Source organism: Amycolatopsis sp. YIM 10 (genome assembly GCF_009429145.1).
Classification (GTDB): Bacteria; Actinomycetota; Actinomycetes; order Mycobacteriales; family Pseudonocardiaceae; genus Amycolatopsis.
This window is the reverse complement of the sequence record NZ_CP045480.1, coordinates 823120-845998: the sequence shown is the minus strand read 5'-3', so window position 1 is coordinate 845998 and position 22879 is coordinate 823120. Positions and strand designations below refer to the sequence as shown.

Annotated in this window: 28 protein-coding genes; 13 read left to right on the top strand and 15 right to left on the bottom strand. The window is 70.4% G+C overall.

Annotated elements, in window-relative coordinates:
• Positions 1–20: 20 nt before the first annotated feature.
• Genes YIM_RS04255 through YIM_RS04245 form a run of 3 tightly spaced genes read left to right on the top strand, consistent with a single transcriptional unit; the run spans position 21 to position 2039 of the window.
• Positions 21–548, top strand: a complete 528-nt coding sequence (locus YIM_RS04255; protein WP_153029087.1) for a YbaB/EbfC family nucleoid-associated protein — start codon at positions 21–23, stop codon at positions 546–548.
• Complete coding sequence (locus tag YIM_RS04250; protein WP_153029086.1) at positions 545–850, top strand: hypothetical protein; 306 nt, start codon at positions 545–547, stop codon at positions 848–850. The genes YIM_RS04255 and YIM_RS04250 overlap by 4 nt, the downstream gene beginning before the upstream one ends.
• 10 nt (positions 851–860) lie before the next feature.
• Positions 861–2039 (top strand): hypothetical protein, encoded by a 1179-nt coding sequence (locus tag YIM_RS04245; protein WP_153029085.1) that lies wholly within the window; start codon positions 861–863, stop codon positions 2037–2039.
• A gap of 51 nt (positions 2040–2090) precedes the next feature.
• Here YIM_RS04245 and YIM_RS04240 read toward each other — a convergent pair whose 3' ends face one another.
• Genes YIM_RS04240 through YIM_RS04225 form a run of 4 tightly spaced genes read right to left on the bottom strand, consistent with a single transcriptional unit; the run spans position 2091 to position 5510 of the window.
• Positions 2091–3287, bottom strand: coding sequence for an ABC transporter permease (locus YIM_RS04240; protein WP_153029084.1), 1197 nt, complete (start codon positions 3285–3287; stop codon positions 2091–2093).
• Positions 3287–3946 carry an ABC transporter ATP-binding protein gene (locus YIM_RS04235; RefSeq protein WP_153029083.1) on the bottom strand — a complete coding sequence of 220 codons (660 nt, stop codon included), beginning with the start codon at positions 3944–3946 and terminating at the stop codon, positions 3287–3289. Before YIM_RS04235 ends, YIM_RS04240 begins: the two co-directional genes overlap by 1 nt.
• Complete coding sequence (locus YIM_RS04230) at positions 3943–5001, bottom strand: efflux RND transporter periplasmic adaptor subunit (RefSeq protein ID WP_153029082.1); 1059 nt, start codon at positions 4999–5001, stop codon at positions 3943–3945. The genes YIM_RS04235 and YIM_RS04230 overlap by 4 nt, the downstream gene beginning before the upstream one ends.
• Positions 5001–5510, bottom strand: coding sequence for a hypothetical protein (locus tag YIM_RS04225; RefSeq protein WP_228004546.1), 510 nt, complete (start codon positions 5508–5510; stop codon positions 5001–5003). Before YIM_RS04225 ends, YIM_RS04230 begins: the two co-directional genes overlap by 1 nt.
• Positions 5511–5623: 113 nt before the next feature.
• On the opposite strand from YIM_RS04225, the gene YIM_RS04220 reads away from it, so the two are divergent.
• Both YIM_RS04220 and YIM_RS04215 read left to right on the top strand, forming a co-directional pair.
• The gene (locus tag YIM_RS04220) at positions 5624–6280 is read left to right on the top strand and encodes a response regulator transcription factor (protein ID WP_153029081.1); all 657 of its coding nucleotides are present in this window, start codon (positions 5624–5626) and stop codon (positions 6278–6280) included.
• A complete protein-coding gene (locus tag YIM_RS04215; RefSeq protein WP_228004545.1) occupies positions 6277–7485 on the top strand; it encodes a HAMP domain-containing sensor histidine kinase in 1209 nt (402 codons plus the stop codon). The genes YIM_RS04220 and YIM_RS04215 overlap by 4 nt, the downstream gene beginning before the upstream one ends.
• Here the strand turns inward: YIM_RS04215 and YIM_RS04210 are convergent.
• The gene (locus YIM_RS04210) at positions 7479–8078 is read right to left on the bottom strand and encodes an NAD(P)-dependent oxidoreductase (protein WP_153029080.1); all 600 of its coding nucleotides are present in this window, start codon (positions 8076–8078) and stop codon (positions 7479–7481) included. The two genes, YIM_RS04215 and YIM_RS04210, sit on opposite strands and share 7 nt — an antisense overlap.
• A 98-nt stretch (positions 8079–8176) precedes the next feature.
• Positions 8177–8815: a TetR/AcrR family transcriptional regulator gene (locus YIM_RS04205; protein WP_153029079.1), complete on the bottom strand. Its 639-nt coding sequence runs from the start codon at positions 8813–8815 to the stop codon at positions 8177–8179.
• Between the two features lie 90 nt (positions 8816–8905).
• On the opposite strand from YIM_RS04205, the gene YIM_RS04200 reads away from it, so the two are divergent.
• From YIM_RS04200 to YIM_RS04190, 3 genes are all read left to right on the top strand, one after another.
• Positions 8906–10000 carry an epoxide hydrolase family protein gene (locus YIM_RS04200; protein WP_228004544.1) on the top strand — a complete coding sequence of 365 codons (1095 nt, stop codon included), beginning with the start codon at positions 8906–8908 and terminating at the stop codon, positions 9998–10000.
• 82 nt (positions 10001–10082) lie between these two features.
• A complete protein-coding gene (locus YIM_RS04195; RefSeq protein ID WP_228004543.1) occupies positions 10083–10985 on the top strand; it encodes a zinc-binding dehydrogenase in 903 nt (300 codons plus the stop codon).
• A 15-nt stretch (positions 10986–11000) separates the two neighbouring features.
• Positions 11001–11924, top strand: coding sequence for an NADP-dependent oxidoreductase (locus YIM_RS04190; protein WP_153029076.1), 924 nt, complete (start codon positions 11001–11003; stop codon positions 11922–11924).
• Here YIM_RS04190 and YIM_RS04185 read toward each other — a convergent pair.
• Positions 11921–12346, bottom strand: a complete 426-nt coding sequence (locus YIM_RS04185; protein WP_153029075.1) for a YciI family protein — start codon at positions 12344–12346, stop codon at positions 11921–11923. The genes YIM_RS04190 and YIM_RS04185 overlap by 4 nt on opposite strands.
• A 127-nt stretch (positions 12347–12473) precedes the next feature.
• On the opposite strand from YIM_RS04185, the gene YIM_RS04180 reads away from it, so the two are divergent.
• A complete protein-coding gene (locus tag YIM_RS04180; protein WP_153029074.1) occupies positions 12474–13355 on the top strand; it encodes an alpha/beta fold hydrolase in 882 nt (293 codons plus the stop codon).
• A gap of 46 nt (positions 13356–13401) precedes the next feature.
• Here YIM_RS04180 and YIM_RS04175 read toward each other — a convergent pair whose 3' ends face one another.
• From YIM_RS04175 to YIM_RS04155, 5 genes are all read right to left on the bottom strand, one after another.
• Positions 13402–13578 carry a hypothetical protein gene (locus YIM_RS04175; RefSeq protein ID WP_153029073.1) on the bottom strand — a complete coding sequence of 59 codons (177 nt, stop codon included), beginning with the start codon at positions 13576–13578 and terminating at the stop codon, positions 13402–13404.
• Between the two features lie 47 nt (positions 13579–13625).
• Positions 13626–13904 carry an HPr family phosphocarrier protein gene (locus tag YIM_RS04170; protein ID WP_153029072.1) on the bottom strand — a complete coding sequence of 93 codons (279 nt, stop codon included), beginning with the start codon at positions 13902–13904 and terminating at the stop codon, positions 13626–13628.
• 101 nt (positions 13905–14005) lie between these two features.
• Entirely contained in the window at positions 14006–14731 is a 726-nt protein-coding gene (locus tag YIM_RS04165; protein ID WP_153029071.1) for a VOC family protein, read from the bottom strand.
• A gap of 77 nt (positions 14732–14808) precedes the next feature.
• Complete coding sequence (locus tag YIM_RS04160) at positions 14809–15714, bottom strand: GlxA family transcriptional regulator (RefSeq protein WP_153029070.1); 906 nt, start codon at positions 15712–15714, stop codon at positions 14809–14811.
• On the bottom strand, positions 15711–16307 hold the full coding sequence (locus YIM_RS04155; RefSeq protein ID WP_194240037.1) for an isochorismatase family protein: 597 nt from the start codon (positions 16305–16307) through the stop codon (positions 15711–15713). The genes YIM_RS04160 and YIM_RS04155 overlap by 4 nt, the downstream gene beginning before the upstream one ends.
• Before the next feature lie 111 nt (positions 16308–16418).
• Between YIM_RS04155 and YIM_RS04150 the strand changes: the two genes are divergently transcribed.
• Together YIM_RS04150 and YIM_RS04145 are read left to right on the top strand one after the other, a co-directional pair.
• Entirely contained in the window at positions 16419–16976 is a 558-nt protein-coding gene (locus YIM_RS04150; protein ID WP_153029069.1) for a TetR/AcrR family transcriptional regulator, read from the top strand.
• The gene (locus YIM_RS04145; protein ID WP_153029068.1) at positions 16976–17518 is read left to right on the top strand and encodes a DUF4865 family protein; all 543 of its coding nucleotides are present in this window, start codon (positions 16976–16978) and stop codon (positions 17516–17518) included. Before YIM_RS04150 ends, YIM_RS04145 begins: the two co-directional genes overlap by 1 nt.
• Here the strand turns inward: YIM_RS04145 and YIM_RS04140 are convergent.
• Both YIM_RS04140 and YIM_RS04135 read right to left on the bottom strand, forming a co-directional pair.
• Positions 17483–18460 (bottom strand): ABC transporter substrate-binding protein, encoded by a 978-nt coding sequence (locus YIM_RS04140; RefSeq protein ID WP_153029067.1) that lies wholly within the window; start codon positions 18458–18460, stop codon positions 17483–17485. The genes YIM_RS04145 and YIM_RS04140 overlap by 36 nt on opposite strands.
• A 43-nt stretch (positions 18461–18503) precedes the next feature.
• A complete protein-coding gene (locus YIM_RS04135) occupies positions 18504–19841 on the bottom strand; it encodes a PLP-dependent aminotransferase family protein (protein WP_153029066.1) in 1338 nt (445 codons plus the stop codon).
• Positions 19842–19942: 101 nt separating this feature from the next.
• Here YIM_RS04135 and YIM_RS04130 point away from each other — a divergent pair, with 101 nt between their 5' ends.
• Both YIM_RS04130 and YIM_RS04125 read left to right on the top strand, forming a co-directional pair.
• A complete protein-coding gene (locus tag YIM_RS04130; RefSeq protein ID WP_153029065.1) occupies positions 19943–20773 on the top strand; it encodes an alpha/beta fold hydrolase in 831 nt (276 codons plus the stop codon).
• Positions 20770–21531, top strand: a complete 762-nt coding sequence (locus YIM_RS04125) for an SDR family oxidoreductase (protein ID WP_153029064.1) — start codon at positions 20770–20772, stop codon at positions 21529–21531. The genes YIM_RS04130 and YIM_RS04125 overlap by 4 nt, the downstream gene beginning before the upstream one ends.
• Before the next feature lie 517 nt (positions 21532–22048).
• Here the strand turns inward: YIM_RS04125 and YIM_RS04120 are convergent.
• Entirely contained in the window at positions 22049–22789 is a 741-nt protein-coding gene (locus YIM_RS04120) for a DUF2786 domain-containing protein (RefSeq protein ID WP_153029063.1), read from the bottom strand.
• Positions 22790–22879 lie beyond the last annotated feature (90 nt).

The following is a 22879-nucleotide window of genomic DNA, read 5'->3' as shown; positions in this document are numbered from 1 at the left end:
CCGACCAAGGAGGACACGCGGTGGAACAGGATCAGCTGGACGCGCGCAACACCGCGCTGCGCGATCAGGTCGAGGACATGTTAGCGGGCCTGCGTAAGCAAACCGGTGAGCTGAAGGCCGCGCAGGCGCAGGCGGCGAACGCCACCGGCGAGGCGAAGTCGCCGGACGGCCAGGTCGCGGTGACGGTGAACGCGACCGGCGTGGTCACCGGCGTCCGGTTCGCCCAGTCCGCGTTCATCCGCAACACCCCGGACCACCTCGGCCAGTTGGTGGTGCAGACCATCCAGGCCGCGGCGGCGAACGCCCGGATGAAGTCCGAGGCCGCGCTCGCGCCGGTCCGGCAGAACCTGCCCGACCTACCGGACTTCTTCCCGGACGCGCCTTCGCTGACCGCGCTGAACGCGCCCGCGCCACCACTGCCCGGCCGAGGGGGCCAGGCAGCGGTCGCACCCGCGCCGGTGGCAGCGCCGAGGGCCAGACCACGAGCCCGCGCCGAAGAAACCGAGGAAGAACCGATCGGCTCGATCATGCGGAAGGGATACGAATGACCAAGGCCAGGATCGAACCGGACGTGCTCCGGGCGGCCGCGCCGAAGTTCAAGGCCGCGGCCGACGAGCTGAAGCAGGCCATGGACACCCTCTTCGCCGCTGGGCAGGGCGAAGGCGCGCCGTGGGGCGACGACAAGATCGGCCAGGCCTTCGCCAAGGGCTATCTGCCCGCGGTCGAGCAGGCGAGAAAGGGCTTCACCGCGATCAGTTCCTCGACCGGCGAGACCGGCGCCGCGGTCGAGATCGCCGCGCGGAAGTGGGAAGAGCAGGAAGACAAGACCAAGCGGCAACTGAGCGACTGAGAGGGAACCGATGGGGATCGAAGTTCCCGGTGAGGTCAAGTGGCTGGCTGACAAGATCATCGGCACCGAGTGGCCGCAGGGTGACGAGACCGCGCTTCGCCGGCTCGGTGACCTGTGGGAGAAGGCCGCCGAAGCGGTCCAGGACGTGGCCAAGGACGGCGACGTCGCCGCGAAGGCCGCGCTCGCCGGCATGAAGTCCGACGCGGCGGAGAAGTTCAAGCAGCATTGGAAGGGCTTCACCCAGGGCGACGACGCCGACTACCCGAAGCTGGAGAAGCTCTGCCGCCAGATCGCCGACGCGTGCCGGAAGAGCGCGACCAGCATCGAGTACACCAAGCTCAGCATCATCGCCGCGCTGATCATCCTGGCCGCGCAGATCGCGCTGCTGATCGCGTCGGCGGTCGGCACGCTCGGGTCGAGCACCGCGGGCATTCCGATCGCGATGGCGGCGACCAGGGTGATCGCGATGCGGTTGCTGACCGAGCTGCTCAAGCAGATCGCCATCAACGTGGGCATCAACCTGACCGTGGACCTCGCCATCCAGGCCTTCCAGGCGGGCGCCGGGAACCGCGACGAATGGGACGCGGGCAAGACCGGCAAGGCCATCCAGGCGGGCGCGATCGCCGGTACCGCGGGCGGCCTGGTCGGCGGCGCGGCGACGGCCGCGAGCATTCGCGCGGCGAACCGGCCGATCACCAGGTTCACCGACGAGGCCGGGGAAACCGTCACGAAGCAGGAGTCGCGGTGGCTGTCGCGCGGCGTGGCCAACACGATCGGCGTGAACTCCGCGGACTTCGGCAGCGCCGCGGCGCGGGGTGCCGCGCAGGGCGCGATCGGCGGGGCCGCCGGGAACATGGCGAACGACTGGGTGAACGGCAAGCCGCTCAACGAACTGCACAAGAGCGCCATCGCGGGCGGCGCCACCGGTTCGGTCGGCGGTGCGCTGGGCGGCATGTCCACCCGGCACGAGGGCCTGGTCGACGCGCACCACCCGGGTGGCCAGGGCCTCGACTACCGCGTCGACGGCGGTCCACGCCACCGCGCCGACCCCGAAGAACTAAGCGGCCGCTGGACCTCCAACGGCGCCCAGCACCTCGGGAACACCGCGGGCAACAACGGCAACGACGAAGCCGACGACCACCCGAAGACCAACTACCAGCCGAAGACCCACCAGCCCTACCGCCCATGACCGGGGGTCGCGACGGGACCGCTGGATCGGACTCCAGCGGTCCCGCCGCGTTTATGGGGTGGCCAGGGCTTCCGTCGGGGATAGGCGGGAGGCGCGGATGGCTGGGTACAGCCCCGCCAGTGCGCCGATCAGGAGGGTGGCTGCGATCCCGCCGCCGAGGGACCAGGGTGGGATGACGGCCGGCCAGTCGCGGGAGAAGGCGTAGCCGATCGACACCGCGGCCCCGAGGATGGCGCCGCCGACTCCACCCAGAGCTGACAGCAGCAACGACTCGGCGAGGAACTGGCTTCTGATGCGGCCCCGGGTCGCGCCCAATGACCGTCGCAGGCCGATTTCGGCGCGGCGCTCCAGTACCGAGATCACCATGGTGTTCGCGACGCCGACGCCACCCACCAGCAGCGCCACCGCGCCCAAACCCAGCAACAGCCCGGTGAACGCCTCGGTCGCGGCCTGCTTCGCGGCCAGTGCGTCCGACGGGCGCGAGACCTCCACCTCGTTCGGCGCTTCGGGGTTCGCGGTCGCACCCAGTACCGAGCGCACCGACTCCACCTGTGCTTCCTGCGAGCGCGTGTAGATGGTCGTCGGGTGACCGTCGAACGACAGTGCGGATTCCGCCGCCGGCCAGCCGATCAGGGCCGCCGAGTCCAGTTCCGGGGCCAGGTCCGCCGGCTCCAGGATGCCGATCACGGTGAACCACACACCACCGATCAGCACCTGCGTGTCCGGGTGCGTGATGCCGAGGCGCTCCGCCGCGACCGCGCCGAGCACGGTCGCGCGGTACGAACCCGTCGCGTCGTTGAGCCACGTCCCGCTCCGCACCTGGCCCGCGATCGTGGCGAGCAGGTCGCTGCGGGCGGCGTAGGCGGACAGGCCGTTCGTCTGCGCCTCCGGGATCTTGTCGGTGCGGTACACCTTCGCGTCCTCGACCCGCCCGACCGCCGAAAGCGACTCCACCGGCGAGATCCGCTCCGTCATCGACTCCGACGCCAGCGGCAGTTGCGCCTGCTCACCCATCATCGTCGTCCCCGGCCCGACGGTGAGCAGGTTCGTGCCCAGCGCGTCGAGCGTGTTGTCCAGTTCCGCCCGTGACGACGAGGAAATCCCCACCACGGCGACCATCGCGGCGATCCCGATCGCGATGCCCAGCGCGGACAGGAACGCGCGCATCGGCCGCGTCCGCAACCCGACCGCGCCCACCTTCAGCACGTCCCGCGGCCACATCCGCGCGGGTGCCAGCACGTCCGCCATCAGCCCACCCCCACCAGCCGGCCGTCGCGCATCCGCACCTGCCGCGGCAGCGAAGCGGCGATGTCCCGGTCGTGCGTGATGATCACGACCGTGGTGCCCGCCGCGTTCAGCTCACGCATCAACCGCATCACGCCCTCCCCCGACGCCGTGTCCAGCGCCCCGGTCGGCTCGTCGGCGAGCAGCAGCGGCGGATCCCCCGCCACCGCCCTGGCCACCGCGACCCGCTGCCGCTCCCCACCGGAGAGCTCGTGCGGCCGGTGATCCATCCGGTGCGCCAGCCCGACCCGCTCCAGCGCGACCTCCGCGCGGCGCCGCCGTTCGCCGGCCCGCAGGCCCGTGTAGAGCAGGCCGTCCGCGACGTTCTCCAGCGCGGAAACCCCGGCGGCCAGGTGGAACTGCTGGAACACGAACCCGATCCGGCGAGCGCGCAGCACGGAAAGCTTGGCGTCGGACAGCTTCGCCACGTCGTACCCGTCGATGTGCACGTCCCCCGAAGTCGGCCGGTCCAGCGTGCCCAGCAGGTTCAGCATGGTCGACTTCCCCGAACCGGACGGCCCGACGATGGCGACCAGCTCCCCCTGCTCCACCCGCAGCGAAACCCCGCTGAGCGCGGCCACCCCGCCCGGATAGCTCTTGCTCACCTCGGTCAGCGAGATCACTTCGGCACCCCCACCACGGTGCCTTCGGCCAGGCCGTCCCCGGTGATCTCCACCCGGCCGTCGGCGAACAGGCCCGTTTTCACCGGCACGTACCTGGTCGCCGTGCCCTCGACGACCTCCACGCCGAAACCGCCCTCGGCCAGCGCGAGCAGCGCGGCCACCGGCACGGTCAGCACGTTCTCGCGCTTGTCCGCGGTGAAGGTGACGTCCACCGAGGCGAGCGCGTAGGACTCGGCGGCCTGCTGGTCGTCGAAGCCGACGATCACCTCCACCTTGGTGGTCGCCTCCTGGCCCTGCCCGTCGCCCGGCTGGATGACCGTGGACACCTCGTCGACGCGGCCGGTGATCTCCTTGCCGTCCGGGAGTTCGATCCGCACCTCGGTGTCCTTTTTGGCCAGTCGCTGGTCGGCGGGCTCGAGTTCGACGGTGATCGCCTTCTCGACGCCGGTGTGGGTCAGCACCTTCTGGCCCGGTTGCGCGGGTTCACCCTGCTTGGCCTCGACGGTGTCCACCCGCACCTCACCGTCCGCGAACACCACGCGGCCGAGTTCGACGACACCGGTTTCGTCGAGGCCCTGGTCCTCCTGCCAGTTGGTCACCGCGGTCGCGGTGGCCGAGGTGAACTCGTCGTCGACGGTGAATCCGGTGTAGCCGAGGTCGCGCAGGTTTTCCTCCAGCTGCCGCACATCCGGCCCTTCGGCACCGTCGGCCAGATCACGGTAGGCGGGCATCGAGCCGTACATCAGGGTCACCGGTTTGTCGTCCACTTTGTACAGTGGTTGACCGCGCGCGATCCTGCTGTCGCCGTCGGGCACGAAGGTGAGCGTGCCCGGCAGGCGATTGCTGACCGTGGTCGTGGTGCCGTAGCCGAGTTCACCGTCCGCTTCCCGCGAATCGTTGAGCGTCTGCCGGGACACCTTCGCCGTGCTGGGCGGCAGTTCGCTGGTGCCGGCGTCCCCTGCCTCGCTCCGCGTCTGCGTGAACACGAGCAAACCCGCGGTGGCCGCCCCCGCCACGACCACCACGGCGATTCCGGCGGCGAGCTTCCGCCGCATCACTTCTCCCCCGGCAACGCCATGATGTCCTTGCACGCCTCCTGCGCCTTTTCGAAATCCGGGTCCTCGCCGATCTCCGGGCTGATCCGGATGCCGGGCTGGTTCGGGTCGGGGTCGGCGAAGGCCTCAACTCCGTTGGCACGCATGCATTCGGCGAACTTGCGGGCGTTCTCCTGCATCTGCGGATTGGCCTTGCCGTTGGCCTGCGGGCTGAACTCGCGGCAGGCCTCCTGCGCCTTGTCCACCACTTCCTTCGGCGTGTTCTTGTCGACCTTGAGCTGCACGCCCTTGCCCGGCTCCGGGTCGGGCATGTCGACACCGTTCTCCCGCATGCACTGGGCGAACTTCACGCCCATGTCGCCCTTGTCCGCGTCCGCCGGGGCGCTCGCCGGGGCACCGGTGGCCGGCTGCCCCGCCGAGGCCACCTGGTTCCCGCCGTCGTCGGCACCGCACGCGGTGAGCAGCAGGGTCAGCGCGGCGAACGCGCCGAGGGTGAGCCGTCGCATCATTCCTCCAGTCGGTTGGATTTCCTCGGCTGGGGATGCAACCCGGCGGCCCGTTTCCGGAGGGTTTCCACGCCCGCTAACGGGGACGAAACACCGCGATCGGGGATCATGCGCTGATGAGGGTGCTGGTGGTCGAGGACGAACCGCTGCTCGCCGACGCCATCGCGGAGTGGCTGCGGGACGAGGCGCACGCGGTGGACATCGCCTACGACGGGGGTCAGGCGATGGAGCGGATCGGCGTGCACGCCTACGACGTGGTGGTGCTCGACCGGGACCTGCCGGTGGTGCACGGCGACGACGTCTGCCGCGAGCTGGTCGGCTCCGACTCCCCGGCACGCGTGCTGATGCTGACCGCGTCCGCCGAGATCACCGACCGCGTCGGCGGGCTCGGGCTCGGCGCCGACGACTACCTGACCAAGCCGTTCGCCTTTCCCGAGCTGGCCGCCAGGGTGCACTCGCTGGGCAGGCGGTCGCGCCCGGCCGCGCCGCCGGTGCTCACCCGCGCGGGCATCACCCTCGATCCCGCGCGGCACCAGGTCTTCCGCGACGGGCACTACATTCCGTTGTCCAAGAAGGAGTTCGCCGTGCTCACCGAGCTGCTGCGCGCCGACGGTGCCGTGGTGTCGGCGGAGTTCCTGCTGGAGAAGGCGTGGGACGAGCACGTCGACCCGTTCACCGGGGTGGTCCGGCTGACCATCCTGAAACTGCGGCGCAAGCTCGGCGAGCCCTCGGTGGTGGAGACCGTCACCGGTGTGGGATACCGGATCCCGTGAGCGGCCTGCGACCCAGCCGGGTCACCCTGCGCACCCGGCTCACGCTGATCTACGGGGGCCTGTTCCTGGTCGCCGGGCTGGTACTGCTCGGCGTCACCTACGCGTTGTTCGAACAGCAGCTGACCGGCGGCGGCACGAAGATGCTGGCCAAATCGGAACTGCCGCCGGAACCCGGACTCAACCGCAGGGCGCACCTGGTGGTGCTCACCGGCAACGGCGACATGCTCACCGGCGCCGGTGCCGAGCAGTGGATGAAGGACCAGCAGGCGCAGCTGCGCAAGGCCGCGACCACCTCGCTGTTCACCCAGGGCGGCATCGCGCTGCTGGTGGTCGGCGGGCTGGCCGCGGGGTTCGGCTGGCTGGTCGCCGGCCGCGTGCTGGTGCCGTTGCACCAGGTCACGAACACCGCGCGGCGGATCGCCACCGCGCCGGCCGCGGACCGGAACCTGCACGAGCGCATCGCCCTGCGCGGACCGGACGACGAGGTGAAGGACCTGGCCGGGGCGTTCAACACGATGGTCGAACGGCTGGACCGGTCCTTCGACGGGCAGCGCCGGTTCGTCGCCAACGCGTCGCACGAGCTGCGGACGCCGCTGACCGTGAGCCGTTCACTGGTCGAGGTGGCGATGCACCGCAAAACCGCGTCAGCCGACGTCCGGCAACTCGGCGAAACGCTGCTGGAGATCAACGCACGGCACGAGCGGCTGATCAACGGGCTGCTGCTGCTCGCCGGTTCGGAGAACGAAATCCTGGACCGGCGCCCGGTGGACCTGGCCGACGTGGTGTCGCACGTGGTCGCGCAGACCGCGGCCGAGGCCTCGCAGGCGGGGATCGAGGTGCGCACCGAAGCAGGCGAGGCGATGACCACCGGCGACGCGTTGTTCCTGGAACGGCTGGTGCAGAACCTGGTGGAGAACGGCATCCGGCACAACACCGGCGGCTGGGTGCACGTGGTCAGCCGGACCTTGGCCGACGGCCGGGCCGAGGTCGAGGTGAGCAACACCGGCGCGGTCGTGCCGCAGTACGAGATCCCGGCGCTGTTCGAACCGTTCCGCAGGCTGGCCACCGACCGCCTGGCCACGGCGAAGGGCGCCGGGCTGGGCTTGTCGATCGTCCGCTCGGTCGCGCGGGCGCACGGCGGTGAAGCCACCGCACGACCGCGGGACGGCGGCGGGCTGGTGGTTTCGGTGGTGCTGCCTCAGTAGGCGACGGAGAAGCGCTTCCGCCGGTGGGCGGGCTTGTCGATCTCGTCGACGAAGGCGAGGGCGTAGTCGTCGCCGCTGATGTTGTCGCCGATGATCTGGTCACCGCCGACGCGGTAGCGGCCGAGCTTCTCGCCCGGGTTGAACGAGCCGAACGCGGGAGCGGGGCTGACGTAGAACCAGTCGACGTCGTCCGGGAGGCCGCGCAGCGCGTCGAGCACACCGACGTGGGCCTGCGCCTCACCCTTGGCGAACGCGGGGAAGCCCGGCGAATCCACCAGCCGCGGTCCGCCGGGAGCGACCTGGAGGCTGCCCGCGCCGCCGACCACACCGAGCCGCGCGCCGGTCTTGGCCAGCGCCGGAACCGCGTCGACCAGCGCCTTCCCGTCCGACGGCGCGGCGGGCACCGCGACCGCGATGACGTCCGCGCCCTTGGCCACATCCAGCAGGAACGCCTCGTCGTGCAGGGAGCCGACGGTGATCCCGGCGCCGGGTTTGCGGGCCACCCGGACCACCTCGTGGCCGCGCCCCTCCGCCTCGGCGGCGATCTTGCCGCCCGCGTATCCGGTCGCGCCGAACACCACAATCCTGGCCATCGTTTCTCCTGTCGAGCGTCGAGGTCGGGCGCTCCCAACGCTAATCGCGATCGCGGCGAGCGCAGGGGCCGGCTAGCCCACCTTTAGGGGATTCCCGGTTACGCGGGCTTCCAGCGGCCGCTCAGTTCACCCGGCCGGGGCGCCGGTCCGGGCAACGGCGAGTCGCCGGTGGCGGAAAGCGTGCGCAGCAGCATGGCAAGGACGCGCCGCCGGAGTTCGCGGGTCCGGTCGGCGTCGTCGACCCGGATGGCCGAGCAGGCTTCGAGGGTGAGCCCGATGTCCTGCGGCACCGCGTCCTGCCGCACCGCGCCGGCGTCTTTTGCCCGCGAAAGCAGGGTGGTCGCGAGTTCGTTGGCGCGCATCGCGTCCGCGCCCATCTCGGCGGTCGGGGTGAAGGTGCCCGCCAGGTGCACGGTCAGCGAATGCACGTCGGCGTCGACCACGCGCTCGACGAACCCGGTGAACGCCGCCCCGGCGTCCGGCTCCTGCAACGCGGCTTCGGCCTCGGCGTTGTACCGGCGCAGTCCCTCGTGGCACAGGTGCCGCAGCAGGTCCTCCTTGCCGGGATACCGCCGGTACAACGCGCTGATCCCGACCCCGGCGCGCTTCGCGACGGCCGACACCGGCGCCTTCGGATCGGCCAGGAAGACCTCGCGCGCCGCGTCGAGAATGATGCCGTCGTTCTGCGCGGCCTGCTGACGGCGTCCCGACAGCCCGCTGCTCTGCGTGGTTGACATGCCACGCAGATTACCACTGGAACAGATCGTTCCGCTCTGCTACGGTTCAATCAGAACAAAACATTCCGTTCCAGCACCGAGGAGACAGTCGTGATCAACCCCTTCCGCGTCGACATCCCCCAGACCGCGCTCGACACCCTCGCCGACCGCCTCGAGCAGGCGTTCCTGCCGAACGAGCTCCCCGGCACCGGCAGCGCGTACGGCATGCCGGTCGACCGCGTCCGCGAACTCGTGCGCTACTGGCGCGAAGAGTTCGACTGGCGCGCGCTGGAAGCCCGGCTGAACGCGTACCCGCAGTTCACCACCGAGATCGACGGCGAGGACATCCACTTCCTGCACGTCCGCTCGTCCCGCGAGGACGCGACGCCGCTGATCCTCAGCCACGGCTGGCCCGGCACGGTCCTGGAGTACCTGGACGTCATCGAGCTGCTGACCGAGCCGGCCGACGGCCCGGCGTTCCACCTGGTCATCCCGTCCCTGCCCGGCTTCGGCTTCTCCGGCCCGACCCGCACCCCCGGCTGGAACCGCTACCGGACCGCCCGCGCCTGGGCCGAGCTGATGAGCCGCCTCGGCTACCAGCGCTACGGCGCGGTCGGCAACGACGGCGGCTCGCTGATCTCGCCGGAGATCGCGCGGTTCGACCCCGAGCACGTCATCGGCGTGCACGTCACGCAGCTCTTCTCGTTCCCATCCGGCGACCCCGCCGAAATGGCCGACCTGAGCGAAGCCGACCAGGCCGCGCTCAAGCACCTCCAGTGGTTCTACGACAACCACTTCGCCTTCAACCAGCTGCACAGCCAGCAACCGCAGACGCTGGCGTTCGCGCTCGCGGACTCGCCGGTCGGCCTGCTCGCCTGGAACGCGCAGCTGTTCAGCGAGACCCTCGACCCGGCGTTCATCGTGGGCAACGTGGCCATCCACTGGCTGACCGGCACCTCCGGCTCGGCGATCCGGTTCTACTACGAGGACGCGCACGCGGGAGCACAGCCCGCGGAACCGACCACCACGCCCACCGGGCTGGCCATGTTCGCCGGTGACTTCCAGTCGATCCGCCGGTTCGCCGAGCGCGACCACCACCGGATCACCAGCTGGAACTCCTACGACACCGGCGGGCACTACGCCGCGCACGAGGTGCCGGAGGTGCTCGCCGCGGACGTCCGCAAGTTCTTCGCCACCATTGATTGACCTCTACCAAACTAGAGGTTGAATGCTCGGTGTCGTGACAACGATGCGAGCGGTTCAGGTCAGCGGGTTCGGCGGACCCGAAATGTTGCGAGTGGAAGAAGTCCCGGTCCCCGTCGCGGGGCCGGGACAGGTGGTGGTCGGCGTCGTCGTCGCGGACACCCTGTTCCTCGAGACCCAGTTGCGCAGCGGCTGGGGTACCGAGTACTTCGGCCTGGCGCCGCCCTACACCCCCGGGACCGGGGTGGCCGGGCGGGTGCTGTCGACCGGCGAAGGCGTCGACCCGGGCTGGGTGGGCAAGGAAGTGGTCGCCGGGGTCGACGGCGGTGGGTACGCGGAGCAGGCGCTCGCCCCGATCGAGGGCGTGGTGGAACTGCCCGCCGGACTCGACATGCAGACCGCGGCGGGCCTGCTCCAGATCGGTCCCGCCGCGTTCAGCCTGGTCGACGCGGCGAAGCTCCGGCACGGAGACCGGGTGCTGGTCACCGCGGCGGCCGGTGGCCTCGGCACCCTGCTGGTGCAGTTGGCCAAGGCCGCCGGGGCGCACGTGACCGCCGCCGCCAGGGGCGCCGAGAAACTCCGGCTGGCCGAAGAACTCGGCGCGGACACCGTGGTCGACTACTCCACCGAGGACTGGACGAACGGCATCGAAGCCGACGTGGTCTTCGACGGTGTCGGCGGGGAAATCGGGCGGGCCGCATTCGGCACGGTCACCCGCCACTTCTTCGCCCACGGCATCCCGAGCGGTGGTTTCGCCGCGGTCGATCCGGCCGAGGCCGAACGCCGGGGCGTCGAACTCACCGGGATCGAACAGGTCCAGTTCACCAGGGAAAGCCTGGCCGATCTGGTCGAGCGAACACTGGCCGAAGCCGTGGCAGGCCGGTTGAAACCCGTTGTCGGGCGGACCTTTCCGCTCGCGCGCGCGGCCGACGCGCACGCGACAATGGAACGCAGAACGGTGCTCGGCAAAACCCTCCTGCTCGTCTGAACTGGAAAAGGACCCATGGCACAGGCAATCCGGTACGCCGAATACGGCGGCCCCGAAGTACTCGAACTCCAGGAAATCACCCTGCCCGAGCCGGGTCCCGGTGAAGTCCGGATCGCGGTCCGCGCCGCCGGCGTGAACCCGATCGACTGGAAGATCCGCAGCGGCGCGTTCACGCCCGGCCAGGAGCTGGCCGCGCCGAGGGGCACCGGGATCGAGGCGGCCGGGGTGGTCGACGCGGTCGGGCCGGACGTGGACACCGTCGCCCCCGGCGACGAGGTGTTCGGCAACGTCGGCGGCGGAGCGGCCGCCACGCACGTCATCGCCCAAGCCGCCGCGCTGGTGCAGAAGCCGGACTGGCTCAGCTTCGAGGAAGCCGCCGCGCTGCCGGTCGCCGCGGAGACCAGCGTGCGCACACTGCGCTACCTGGATGTCCACTCAGGACAGACGTTGCTGGTGCACGCGGCGACCGGCGCGGTCGGGCTGGTGGCGAGCCAGCTGGCGATCGCCCGCGGGCTGACCGTGGTCGGCACGGCCGGCCCGGGGCGGCACGAGTTCCTGCGCGAACTGGGCGTGCGGCCGGTGGCCTACGGTGACGGCTGGGTGGACCGGGTGCGCGAAGCCGCGCCGGACGGAATCGACGTGGTGCTCGACGCCTCCGGACGCGGGGTGCTGGCGGAGTCGGTCGCGCTGACCGGCGACCCGGCCAAGGTGGTGACCATCGCCGGCGGTGACACCGCCGAGACCGGCGTCCACTTCAGCAGCGGCGGCACGGAGGCCGTGCCCACGGCGGAGGTGTTCACCGAGGCGCTGCCACTGCTGCGTAGCGGACGGCTGCGCCTGCCGGTGGCGAAAACCTTCCCACTGGCACAGGCCGCCGACGCGCACCGGCTCAGCGAAGACGGCCATGTGCTGGGGAAGATCGTCTTTCGCGTGGGCTAAGCCTCGCGCTGCTCGGCGACCGTCGCGCGCATCTTGGCTTCCTTCTCCTGCAGTTCCGGGGTGAAGGCCTCACCGAAGTCCTCGGCCTCGAGCACCCGCCGGATCTCCACCTCCTGCTCGGGGCCGGGGATGCGCTTCACCCAGCTGATCGCGTCTTCGAGCGAAGGCACGTCGAGAATCCAGAAGCCCGCGATCAGCTCCTTGGCCTCGGTGAACGGGCCGTCGGTGACGGTGGCGCCGTCCTTGCTGAGCTTGACCTTGGCGCCCTGCGAACTGGGCGCGAGCCCCTCGCCGGCGAGCAGGACACCGGCGCCGACGAGTTCCTCGTTGAACTTCGCCATCTCGGTCATCTCGGCTTCGGTCGGCGCCCGGCCAGTGTCGACTTCGCCCTCATCGGACTTCAGCAGGACCATGTATCTCATGTTCTGTCTCCCTCGAATTTGACGACCCCCAGCCTCCCCCGAGAATCACCGAACACAACAGGCCCCGCATTCGCCTCCGCAAATTTCTATGTGCACGTGCGCTTTTTCCGTGCGTAGCTTCGGCCGCATGCGCGAACAAATCACCCGATCCGGCGACGTCGAGCTGTGGACCCAGGCGATCGGCGACGCGGGGGCACCGGCCCTGCTGCTGAACGCCGGCGACTGCCAGTCCTCGATGGACTGGCCGGAGCAACTGGTGCGCCGGCTCGCCGACGCGGGCCACCTGGTCATCTGCTACGACTACCGCGACACCGGCCGCTCCACCCACCGCGAGTTCTCCACCGCTCCCTACAACTTCGACGATCTGGCCGCGGACGCGGTCGCCGTGCTCGACGCCTGGAAGGTCGACCGGGCGCACTCGCTGGGGTTCGGCATGGGCTCGGCGATCACCCAGCTGCTCGCGCTCGACCACCGCGACCGGCTGACCGCGATGACCCTGCTCGGCAGCTGCGCGATGGACGTGGACTTCTTCGGCAACTGGGAACGCGCGCTGACCGGCGAACCCACGCTCGACGGCCTGCCCACCCCGAAGCGCTGGTTCATCGAGATGGCCTTCAATCCCGGCGACATCTCGGAAATCGAGTTCTACCGGCGACTTTCCGGTGACGAGTTGCCGTTCGACGAGGCCGAGCTGGAGCGGCGGATCGCCGGGGCACGCGCGCACGCGGATCCGGTGGAGCCGGTGGCCGAGCACCCGCACGGATCGATCCGGCAGGACTGGACCACGCGGGCCGCCGAACTGGCGGGCATCACCACGCCCGCACTGGTCATCGAGGCCCCGCTCGACCCGATCCATCCGCCACCGCACGCGCGCCACCTCGCCGAGGTGCTACCCGGCGCGCGACTGGTCACCATTCCCGGCATGGGGCACTACCTGGCCCCGGCGATCCATCAGCAGCTGACCGACGCGATCGCCGCGCACACCGCGGCGACAACCACCCGGCACTGAGCTTCGCCGAGCCGGATTTGACGCGGGACGCGCCGAGAGCTGGGGGTCACTCGGCGCGTCCCGCCGCTCGTGATGGTTCGGTGGACCGGACGAACTCGATCTCTCCGGTCGCGGCCGGATCTTCCAGGTCGTCCAGGTCGTTCACGTCGAGCGGGCATCCGTCCGCACTGAAAAGTTCCGAACCGCCTGCCAGTACCACCCTGAGTCCCGTCACGCGATCCACGATGCAGGAGGAGAACTAGGGCTTCGGCTAGATGGCCAGACGCTGTTCTAGGCGGGCACCGCGGCATCGAGGTCCTGGGCCAGCAGCTCGGACAGCTCGCGCAGCGTCTCCTCCGCGCCTTCGCCCTCGACCACCAGCACCACGTCTTCACCACCGCCGACGCCGAGCGACATCACCGCGAGAATGCTGGCGGCGTCGACCAGCGCGTCTTCGGAACGGCCGATCCGGACGGAGGCGGTCTGCTTCCCCGCGGCTTCGGCGAGCAGGCGGGCCGGGCGCGCGTGCAGGCCGACGGAGGACCCGATGGTGACTCGTGTACTGAGCACGCTTCCGTCCTTTCGATCAGGAACCAGATGCCTCCTCAGCGTAACCGCGCCGATGTTGGTTATCAAGCGTTTCGCGTTGGTTTAGCTGCGTTGAAGTTGTTTCACGTCTGGTTCACCCGATCGAGCAGTTGTTCGCGCAGGTCCCGGACCCGTCGGCGCTCATCGGCCACCTCGTCGCCCGCAGCTGAACCGATTTTGTCCACTTCGGACAACAAGGTGCCCGCCTGTTCGTCCGCGCCCAGTCGCACGGCCAGGTCGGCACGCAACACCAGGGCACGGAACCGCAGTGCCACAGGCACTTCCTCGCCGAGCGCCAGTGCCCGATCGAGCACCCGCACGGCGGATTCCGGGTCGTCCTTAGAGTCGGCGAACATCATCGCGGTCTCCAGGGCGCGGCCCAGCTTCGGCCCCTCCAACGGCCCCTCGGCCAGCCCGTTGGTCGGCGCGGCGATCGGCTGACCGATGCGGACGTAGTTGCCCGACGGGTCGATCACGATGAACTGGCGAACACCGGACCGCAGGTTCTTCAGGGGATTGACCCGCGGCCAGCCACGCGAAGGCAGCTTGCCCAGCGCCGCGCGCAGGCCGCCGGTGAACCGCTCGTACAGCTCGTCCACCCGGTCGGTCAGCACGTAGCAGGTGCTGTAGTTCTCCTTCGGCACCAAGCCCTTCAGCACGAAGAAGTGCAGTTCGACCTGTTCGAAGGCGAGCGCCGCGTACACGTTCGGCGCCTTCTGCTGATAGGTGACCTCGAAGCCCAGCGAACAGTAGAAGTCCAGCGTCTCGTTGATCGAAACGCAGGGCAGCAGCGGAATCGTCTTGTCCATGGCGGCACCTCCGGGAGGTCACTCAAATTTGAGTAGGCGAGCGAGCGTAACACGCGGGGTACTCAAACTGGAGTGCGTCAGGCTCGGGAGCGCAGGCGCCGCAACATGCGCGCGTCCTCGAAGCCGACCGCCCTGGCCGCGTGCTCCACGGTCATGCCCTGCCCGATCAGGTGCTCGGCGCGTTCGAGCCGCAGAACCTGCTGGTACCGCAAGGGAGTCAGGCCGGTGACCCGGCCGAACAACCGCGTGACCGTGCGTTCGCCGCACCCGGCCGAACGCGCGAGGTCCGCGAGGCGCAGGCGTTCGGCGAAGCGCTCGTCGATCAGGTCCTGGATGCGGTGCACCGCGTCGTTGAGGTGGTCCCGATGCCGCATCATCGCGCTGGCCTGGGGTTCTTCGCCGTTGCGCCGGGCGTAGACGACCATTTCGCGGGCGATCCGCGCGGCGAAGCCGGGCCCGTGGCGCACGGCGATCAGGTGCAGGGACAGGTCGATGCCGCTGGCGATCCCGGCCGAGGTGACCACCCGGCCGTCGGTCACGTAGAGCACGTCGCGCACCACGGTGGCCAGCGGATAGCGGCGCGCCAGCTCGTCCTGGAGCGCGTGGTGGGTGGTACAGCGGCGACCATCGAGCAGCCCGGCCCGGCCGAGCGCGTCGGCGCCGGCGCACACGCTGGCCACCAGTCCACCGGCGCGGTGGTGCGCCCGGATCCACGCCAGTGCCTCGTCCGAGATGGGGCCGTTCCGGCGCAGTTCCGGCGCGCGCCAGCCCGGGACCACCAGGAGGTCGTCCCGGGTCAGCGTCGGCCATTCCACCTCCGCGTTCAGCGGAACCCCTTGTGCCGTCGGCACTTCCGGTCGTTCGGCGAGGTAGCGGAGGCGGTAGTCCAGGCCGAGGTCGCCGGCACTGGAGAACACCTGGGCCGGGCCGGCGAGATCGAGCAGGTGCAGCTCGGGCACCAGCAGGAAGGCGACAGTGGTCACGATCCGGTCAGCGTACCGGCCACCTCGGCGATCGTCCGGATGGTGGCGAACCGGCCGGCCAGCGCGTATTCGGTCCGCGCGATGAGCTGGTCGGCCTGGAGCGTGCGCGGGTCGGCGAGCACCTCGTCCGCGGTCCGGCCGGCGGGCGCCTCCCAGTGCGCCAGCGGCGTGGTGGCGGTCGCCTCGGTGACGAAGGTGACGTCGTAGCCGAGGTCGGAGGCGACACGCGCGGTCGTCTCGCAGCACTGCTCGGTGCGGATGCCGCAGACCACCACCTCGCGCACACCCCGCGCGGTCAGCGTCTGCTGGAGGTTCGTGGTGGTGAAGGCGTTGTGCGCGGTCTTGTGCACCAGCGGCTCGCCGGGCTCCGGTTCGAGACCGTCCATCAGCCGGACGAATCCGCTCGCCGGGTCGAACACCCCGCCCGTGCCCGGCTCGTTGTGCAGCACCCAGACGACCAGGTCGCCGTCGGCGCGCGCGGCCGTCACCAGCCGGTTGACCCGATCGACGATGTCCGGGGCCGAGACGTGCCGCCAGTTGTCCCGCCGCCGGAACGATTCCTGGACGTCGATCACCAGAAGGGCTCTGTTCATGCCTCCAGCCTGACCGCGTGCCGGGCTCGGCGACAGGCCGGATCAGGCCTCGATGCGGACCGATCCGGTCACCACGTTGTCTTTGTACCTACTGGTATGTACGGTACTGGCATGGACACGCGCGACAGGTTGATCGAGAGCACGCGCGAGCTGCTCTGGGAACGCGGGTACGTCGGCACCAGCCCGAAGGCCATCCAGCAGCGCGCGGGCGCCGGGCAGGGCAGCATGTACCACCACTTTTCCGGCAAGCCCGAGCTCGCGCTGGCCGCGGTCGAACGAACGGCCGAGGTCATCCGGGCGAAGGCGGACGGCGAACTTTCCGGGCCGGGCAAGGCATCCGAGCGCATCGCCGCGTACCTGCACCGCGAACGCGAGATCCTGCGCGGCTGCCCGATCGGCAGGCTCACCCAGGACCCCGACGTGATCGGCAGCCCCGAACTGCGCCGCCCGGTCGAGGAAACCTTCGACTGGCTGCGGAACCGGCTCGCCGAGGTGATCACCGAAGGCCAGGCCGACGGCGAGTTCGCCGGGCTGGATCCGGCCGACACCGCGGCCACCGTGATCGCCACGCTGCAGGGCGGTTACGTGCTGGCGCGGGCTTCCGGCTCACCCGAAGGCTTCGAACGCGCCGTCGAAGGCGTGCTGAACCTGCTCGTCAGGCGGCCGTGATGCAGGCGATGCAGTACGAGATCACCCTGCCCGCCGACTACGACATGGGCATCATCCGGCACCGCGTGGCCACCAGGGGCAGCGCGCTCGATGCCTTCGACGGCCTCGGTTTCAAGGCGTACTGCGTGCGCGAGCGCGAGGTGCACGGCGTCAACCAGTACGCGCCGTTCTACTGGTGGGATTCGGCCGAGGCGATGAACCGGTTCCTGTGGAGCGACGGGTTCCGCGGCCTCTGCGACAGCTTCGGCAGGCCGCCGGTCTCGCACTGGCTCGGCGTCGAGATCGTGCGCGGACCGGCGAGCACGGCCACCACCGCCGTCCGCACCACAGAGTCCATTGTGGATGGCGAGGCGCCGGCCGACGCGGTGGCCCGCGCCCGCACGGAAGCCGTCGGCGATTCGGTGTACGCCACCGTGCTCGCGGTCGACCTGCGCCGCTGGGAACTGACGCGGTTCACCCTGCACTCCGGGGAAACCCCGGCGCACCAAGGCGTCCAATACCGGGTGCTACACCTGTCCGATCCGGGTCAGCGTGGGGCGTAGCTGGTCGAGCAGCCACTTCACCGCGGCCACGTTCGGCGCCTGCAACGCCTGCGCGGTGTCCGAGGTGACGGCCTGGAACCGGCCCTCGCCGACCACCTTCAGCCGTTGCACCAAGGAGTTGCTCTCGAAGGTCGTTTTGTCGACCGCGCTCGGATAGGTCATGAACAGGGCGTCCGCGCTGTCGAGCTGTTCGACCTGCTCGTAGGACAACCCGATGGTGCCGGGCGCGAGCTCGGCCGTGGCTTCCGCGTTCGCGAAGGCGTCCGGGATCTTCAGGCCGAGCGAGTTCATGAACTTGGTCGTCTGGTTGTCCTTGCCCACCACCAGCGGCAGCACCTCGCCCCTGGCCTGCCCGAACAGGTACGACTTGCCTGCCAGGCCCGGCAGGTCCGCCTTGAGCTTGGTGATCTCCGCGGCGGCCGCGTCCACCAGGCGCTGCGCCCCGGCCTCGTCCCCGACCGCCCGGCCGATCCGCAGCGCGTCGTCCTGCATCGAGCCGCCGTACAGCGTGGTCTCGAACGGCAGCGTCGGCGCGATCCGGCTGAGCTTCTCGTACCCCGGCGCGTCGAGGGTGACCATCGAGACGGCGAGGATCACGTCCGGCCGATAGGCGGCGACCTGCTCGAAGCTGATGCCGTTCATGTCGAGCGTCAGCACTTCCGGCCCGAGCTGCTTGCTCAGGTACGGCGCCTGCGGCACGCCGGGGTCGTACCCCTTCACCGCGCCGACCACGTTGAGGCCCATCGCGGTGGCCACGGCGAGGTCGTTGTACCCGAGCGCGACCACACGCTGCGGCTTCTTGGTGAAGGTGGTCTCGCCGAACGCGTGTTTCACCGTCGCCGAGAACGCCGCGTCCCCCTCGGCCGCGGGTTCCGGGTCGGACGCACAGCCCGCGAGCGTCAGCACCACCAGCGCCACCAGTGCGAATGATCTTTTGAGCACGGGTTAGGTTAACCTTGCCTTACTGATTGGGCAAGGGGTCTGCTCACTCGATCCCGGCGTCCTCGGCAGTCCCCCGCGCGAGCCCGGCGAGCTGGCCGAGCGCCGCCCGCAGCTGCTCCGGCGGCGGGCCACTGAGCGCTAGCCGCACCGCGCTGGGCGCGTGCCCGGCGCCGACGGTGAACGCGGCCGCCGGGCTCACCGCGATGCCCCGGCGCGCGGCCGCGCCGACGAACGTCTCGGCCCGCCACTGCTCCGGCAACTCCCACCAGCAGTGGTACGAACCCGGGTCGGCGCGCACGGTGAACTCCGCCAGGCACTCGGCTCGCAGCTCCTGCCGGGCCCGCGCGTCCCGGCGCTTGGCCGCTTCGATCTCGGCGAGCGTGCCGTCGGCGAGGCAACGCGTCGCGACCTCCATGGCGAACCGCAGCGCGGTCCACCCGCCCGACCGCAACGCGGCGGCCACCCGGTCGGCGAACCCGGTGGGCGGCACCAGGAAACCGAGGCTCATGCCCGGCGCGAGACGCTTGGACAGGCTGTCCACCAGCATCACCTGCTCGGGCGCGAGGGCCAGCAGTGGCGGCAGGTCGTCGCGGAGGAAGCCGTTGACGCCGTCCTCGATCGCGGGCAAGTCGAGTTCGACCAGCACCTCGGCCAGCGCCCGGCGCCGGTCGGCGGACATCGTGATGCCGAGCGGGTTCTGCACCGCGGGCTGCACGTACACCGCGCGCAACGGGCTGGTCCGGTGGGCCGCGCGCACGGCCTCGGGCACCATGCCGTCCGCGTCCACCTCGATCGGGACCAGCGTGATGCCGAGCCGGGCGGCGATCGCCTTGACCACCGGATAGGTCAGCGCCTCGACCGCGATGCGCTCGCCGATCCCGGCCAGCGCGCTGAACGCCGCCGCGATCGCCTGCCTTCCGTTGCCGGCCAAGAGGATTCGCTCCGGTTCGGGCGTCCAGCCGCCGCGCGCCAACGCCGCGGCGGCGGCTTCGCGCACCGCCGGCGTGCCCGCCGGGGTGGTCGGCCGCAGGCTCTGCCCCATCGCGTCGACGCGGACCAGGCCGCTCAGGCTCTTCGCCAGTAGGTCCGCCTGCTCGGGCAACAGCGGGAAGTTCAGTTCGAGATCGATCGGCGCGGTGGCCGGTTCGGCGAGCGCGGGATCGGCGGGCGGCCGCGCGGCACGGATGAACGTGCCGCGGCCGACCTCACCGACCGCCAGCCCGCGCCGCACCAGCTCGCCGTAGACGCGGGTCGCGGTCGATGGCGCGATGCGGTGCTCGCGGGCGAACCGGCGCTGCGGCGGCAGGCGGTCGCCGGGACGGAGCCTGCCCTCGTTGATGTCGGCGGCGAGACGGTCGGCGATCAGCCGGAAGTCATCCATGCATTTCCCCATATTGCACCGAGGTAATTGTTTTCATTGCCTGCGCAATCTACCTCGTATTAGCCTTCGGTTGTCAACTACAGCCGTGGAGAACAGGGAAAATGGCAAGAATTGACCTCGGTGCAATTTCGGTGGCGTACACCGACGAAGGCACCGGCGAACCGTTGGTGCTGGTGCACGGACACCCCTTCGACCGGTCCATGTGGGCGCCACAGGTCGAGCGGTTCGCCGGGCCGGACTGGCGGGTGATCGCGCCCGACCTGCGCGGGTACGGCGAGACCACGGTGGTGCCGGGCAAGACCTTCCTGGAGACCTTCGCCCGCGATCTCGGTGAACTGCTCGACCGGCTCGGCGTGGGCCGGATCGTGCTCGGCGGGCTCTCCATGGGCGGGCAGATCGTGATGGAGTTCCACCGGCTGTTCCCCTCGCGGGTGCGCGGCTTGGTGCTCGCCGACACCTCCCCGGTCGGGGAGACTTCCGCGGGCAAAAGACTGCGCAACGAGACCGCGGACCGGTTGCTGCGCGAGGGTCTGGCGCCGTATGCCGATGAGGTGCTGCCGAAGATGGTGGCGCCGCACAATCTGGAGGCGCTGCCCGAGGTCGGCAAGCACGTGCTCGGCATGATGCGCGGGGCACCGGCCGAGGGTGCGGCCGCCGCGTTGCGCGGCCGGGCGGAACGGCTCGACTACGTGGAATCGCTGGGCACGGTGGAGGTACCCACGCTGATCGTGGTCGGCTCCGACGACGAATACACCCCGGTGGCCGACGCCGAACTCATGCACCGGCGCATCCGCGGCTCGCGGCTGGTGGTGGTCGACGGGGCCGCGCACATGCCCAATCTCGAACGGCGAGACGAGTTCGACGGCGCGCTTGAGGCCTTTCTCTCTTCGGTCGCGGGCGGCGCGGACGGGGAAGTACGGTTCGGCTCGTGAGTACGCGACAGAAAACCGTCTTTGTCACCGGGGCCAGCGCGGGCTTCGGCGCCGCCATCGTCCGGCGGTTCGCCGCCGAGGGCGCCCGGGTGGTCGCCACCGCCCGCCGGGCGGACAAACTCGCCGAACTCGCCGCCGACCTCGGCGATTCGGTGCACCCGCTGGAACTGGACGTGCGCGACCGCGACGCGGTCAACGCCGCGTTCGCCGACCTGCCCGCGGCCTTCGCCGAGGTCGACGTGCTGGTCAACAACGCGGGCCTGGCCAAGGGGCTCAACCCCGCGCACAAGGCCGACCCGGACGACTGGCAGCAGATGATCGACACGAACTGCGCCGGCCTGGTCCACTGCACGCGGGCCGCCCTGCCCGGCATGGTCGAACGCGGCCGGGGGCACGTGGTCAACCTGGGCTCGGTCGCGGGCACGTACCCGTACCCCGGTGGGAACGTTTATGGCGCCACCAAGGCTTTTGTGCACCAGTTCAGCCTGAACCTGCGCAGCGACCTGCACGGCACGGGCGTTCGCGTCACCTCCATCGAACCCGGCATGGTGGGCGGCACGGAGTTCTCGGTGGTGCGCTTCGAAGGCAACCAGGACCGGGCGGACGAGGTCTACTCGGGCATGCAGCCGCTGAGCGCCGAGGACATCGCCGAGTCGGTGCACTGGGTGACCTCGCAGCCCGCGCACGTCAACGTGAACGTGCTCGAGCTGATGCCGGTCGCGCAGAGCTTCTCCCCTTTCCAGGTCCACCGCTCCTGACGCATCCGGCGCGATGTCCCGGACCCGGGTCCGCCCCGATGACGGGCCCGGGCAGCGGAGCACCACTGCACGGGCAACCCCGGGGCAGCGGAGGCTTCGGCAGCGCACGGCCGAACCGGCCAGCGAAGTTCCGCTGCGCACGGCTGGGCCCGAGCGGAAAACCTCGGCCGCGAAGGACGAACCCGGACAGCGAAAATCCGCTGCGCACGACCGAGCCCGAGCAGCAAAGCCCCGGCCGCGAAAGGGCACACCCGGACAGCGAAGACCCGCTGCGCACGACCGAGCCCAAGCAGCAAAGCCTCGATCGCGCACGGCCGAACCGGACAGCGAAGACCCGCCGCACACGACCGAGCCCGAGCAGCAAAGCCCCGGCCGCGAAAGGGCACACCCGGACAGCGAAGACCCGCCGCACACAGCCGGGCCCAAGCAGCAAAGCCCCGGTCGCGAAGAGGCGGACTCGGGCAGCGAAGGCTCGGGCCGCGTGCGGGTTCTCGGTGGGTGGCAGCCGAAAAGGCGGTCACGAAGCGGTGCGGGCGGGCAGCGCGATACCACCGCCTTTCAGGTGCGTCGTGCCGAGGTTGGCGCGGCGGCCGGCGAAGTGGCCGTCGGTGTAGCCGGTGCCGGAGAGGTGGCGGGGCGAGGCTTTGCGCAGGCGGCCGTACTGGGCGTCGTAGGCATCGTCGACCAGCTTTTTCCGGTCCAGCACGACGAGTTCGGCGGACTGCCCGCCCGGCTCGTCGTGCTCGGCGACGGCACGGGATTCGGCGGCTTTGAGGCGCAGGCGGACCGCCGAGGCGAAACCGGCCAGCCACGTGCGGCGGTACGCGGCGACCGTCTGCCCCTGCCCCGCCCAGCCCGGCCGCACCCTGGCCAGCTGGGTGGTCGCCTGCAGCAACAGGCTGGTGAACAGCAGCTCCACCCGGTCCAGATCGGACCGGAAGCCGAACACGGTGACCGACTGCACGGCCTGCCCGCGGCACAACAACACCACCCGGCAGCGCAGCGGATCGGCCACACAGCTCAGCAGCTGCGCCTTGTCCTTGCTGTACGGGTTGTGCAACGGGATCTTCACGCTGGTGATGGTGTCGGTGTGCCGCCCGGCCGCGGCCAGCACCGCGCGATCGATGCCGTACCGGGCGATCAGCTCGGCGGCCTTGGTGTTGTACGCCTCGGCCTCGGCCTCGGTGACCGCCGGGTCCTCGGCCTTCGCGAGCAGCTTGCGCACCCGCGTGAGTAGTTGTTGATCTGACACGAACACATGTTCGCATCCGGGTCCGACAAAATCGAGTCCGCGTTTCGCTCAGGTGTGCGGGTCGGGCATTGTCCACCGTACCGCCATGGCCGCCTA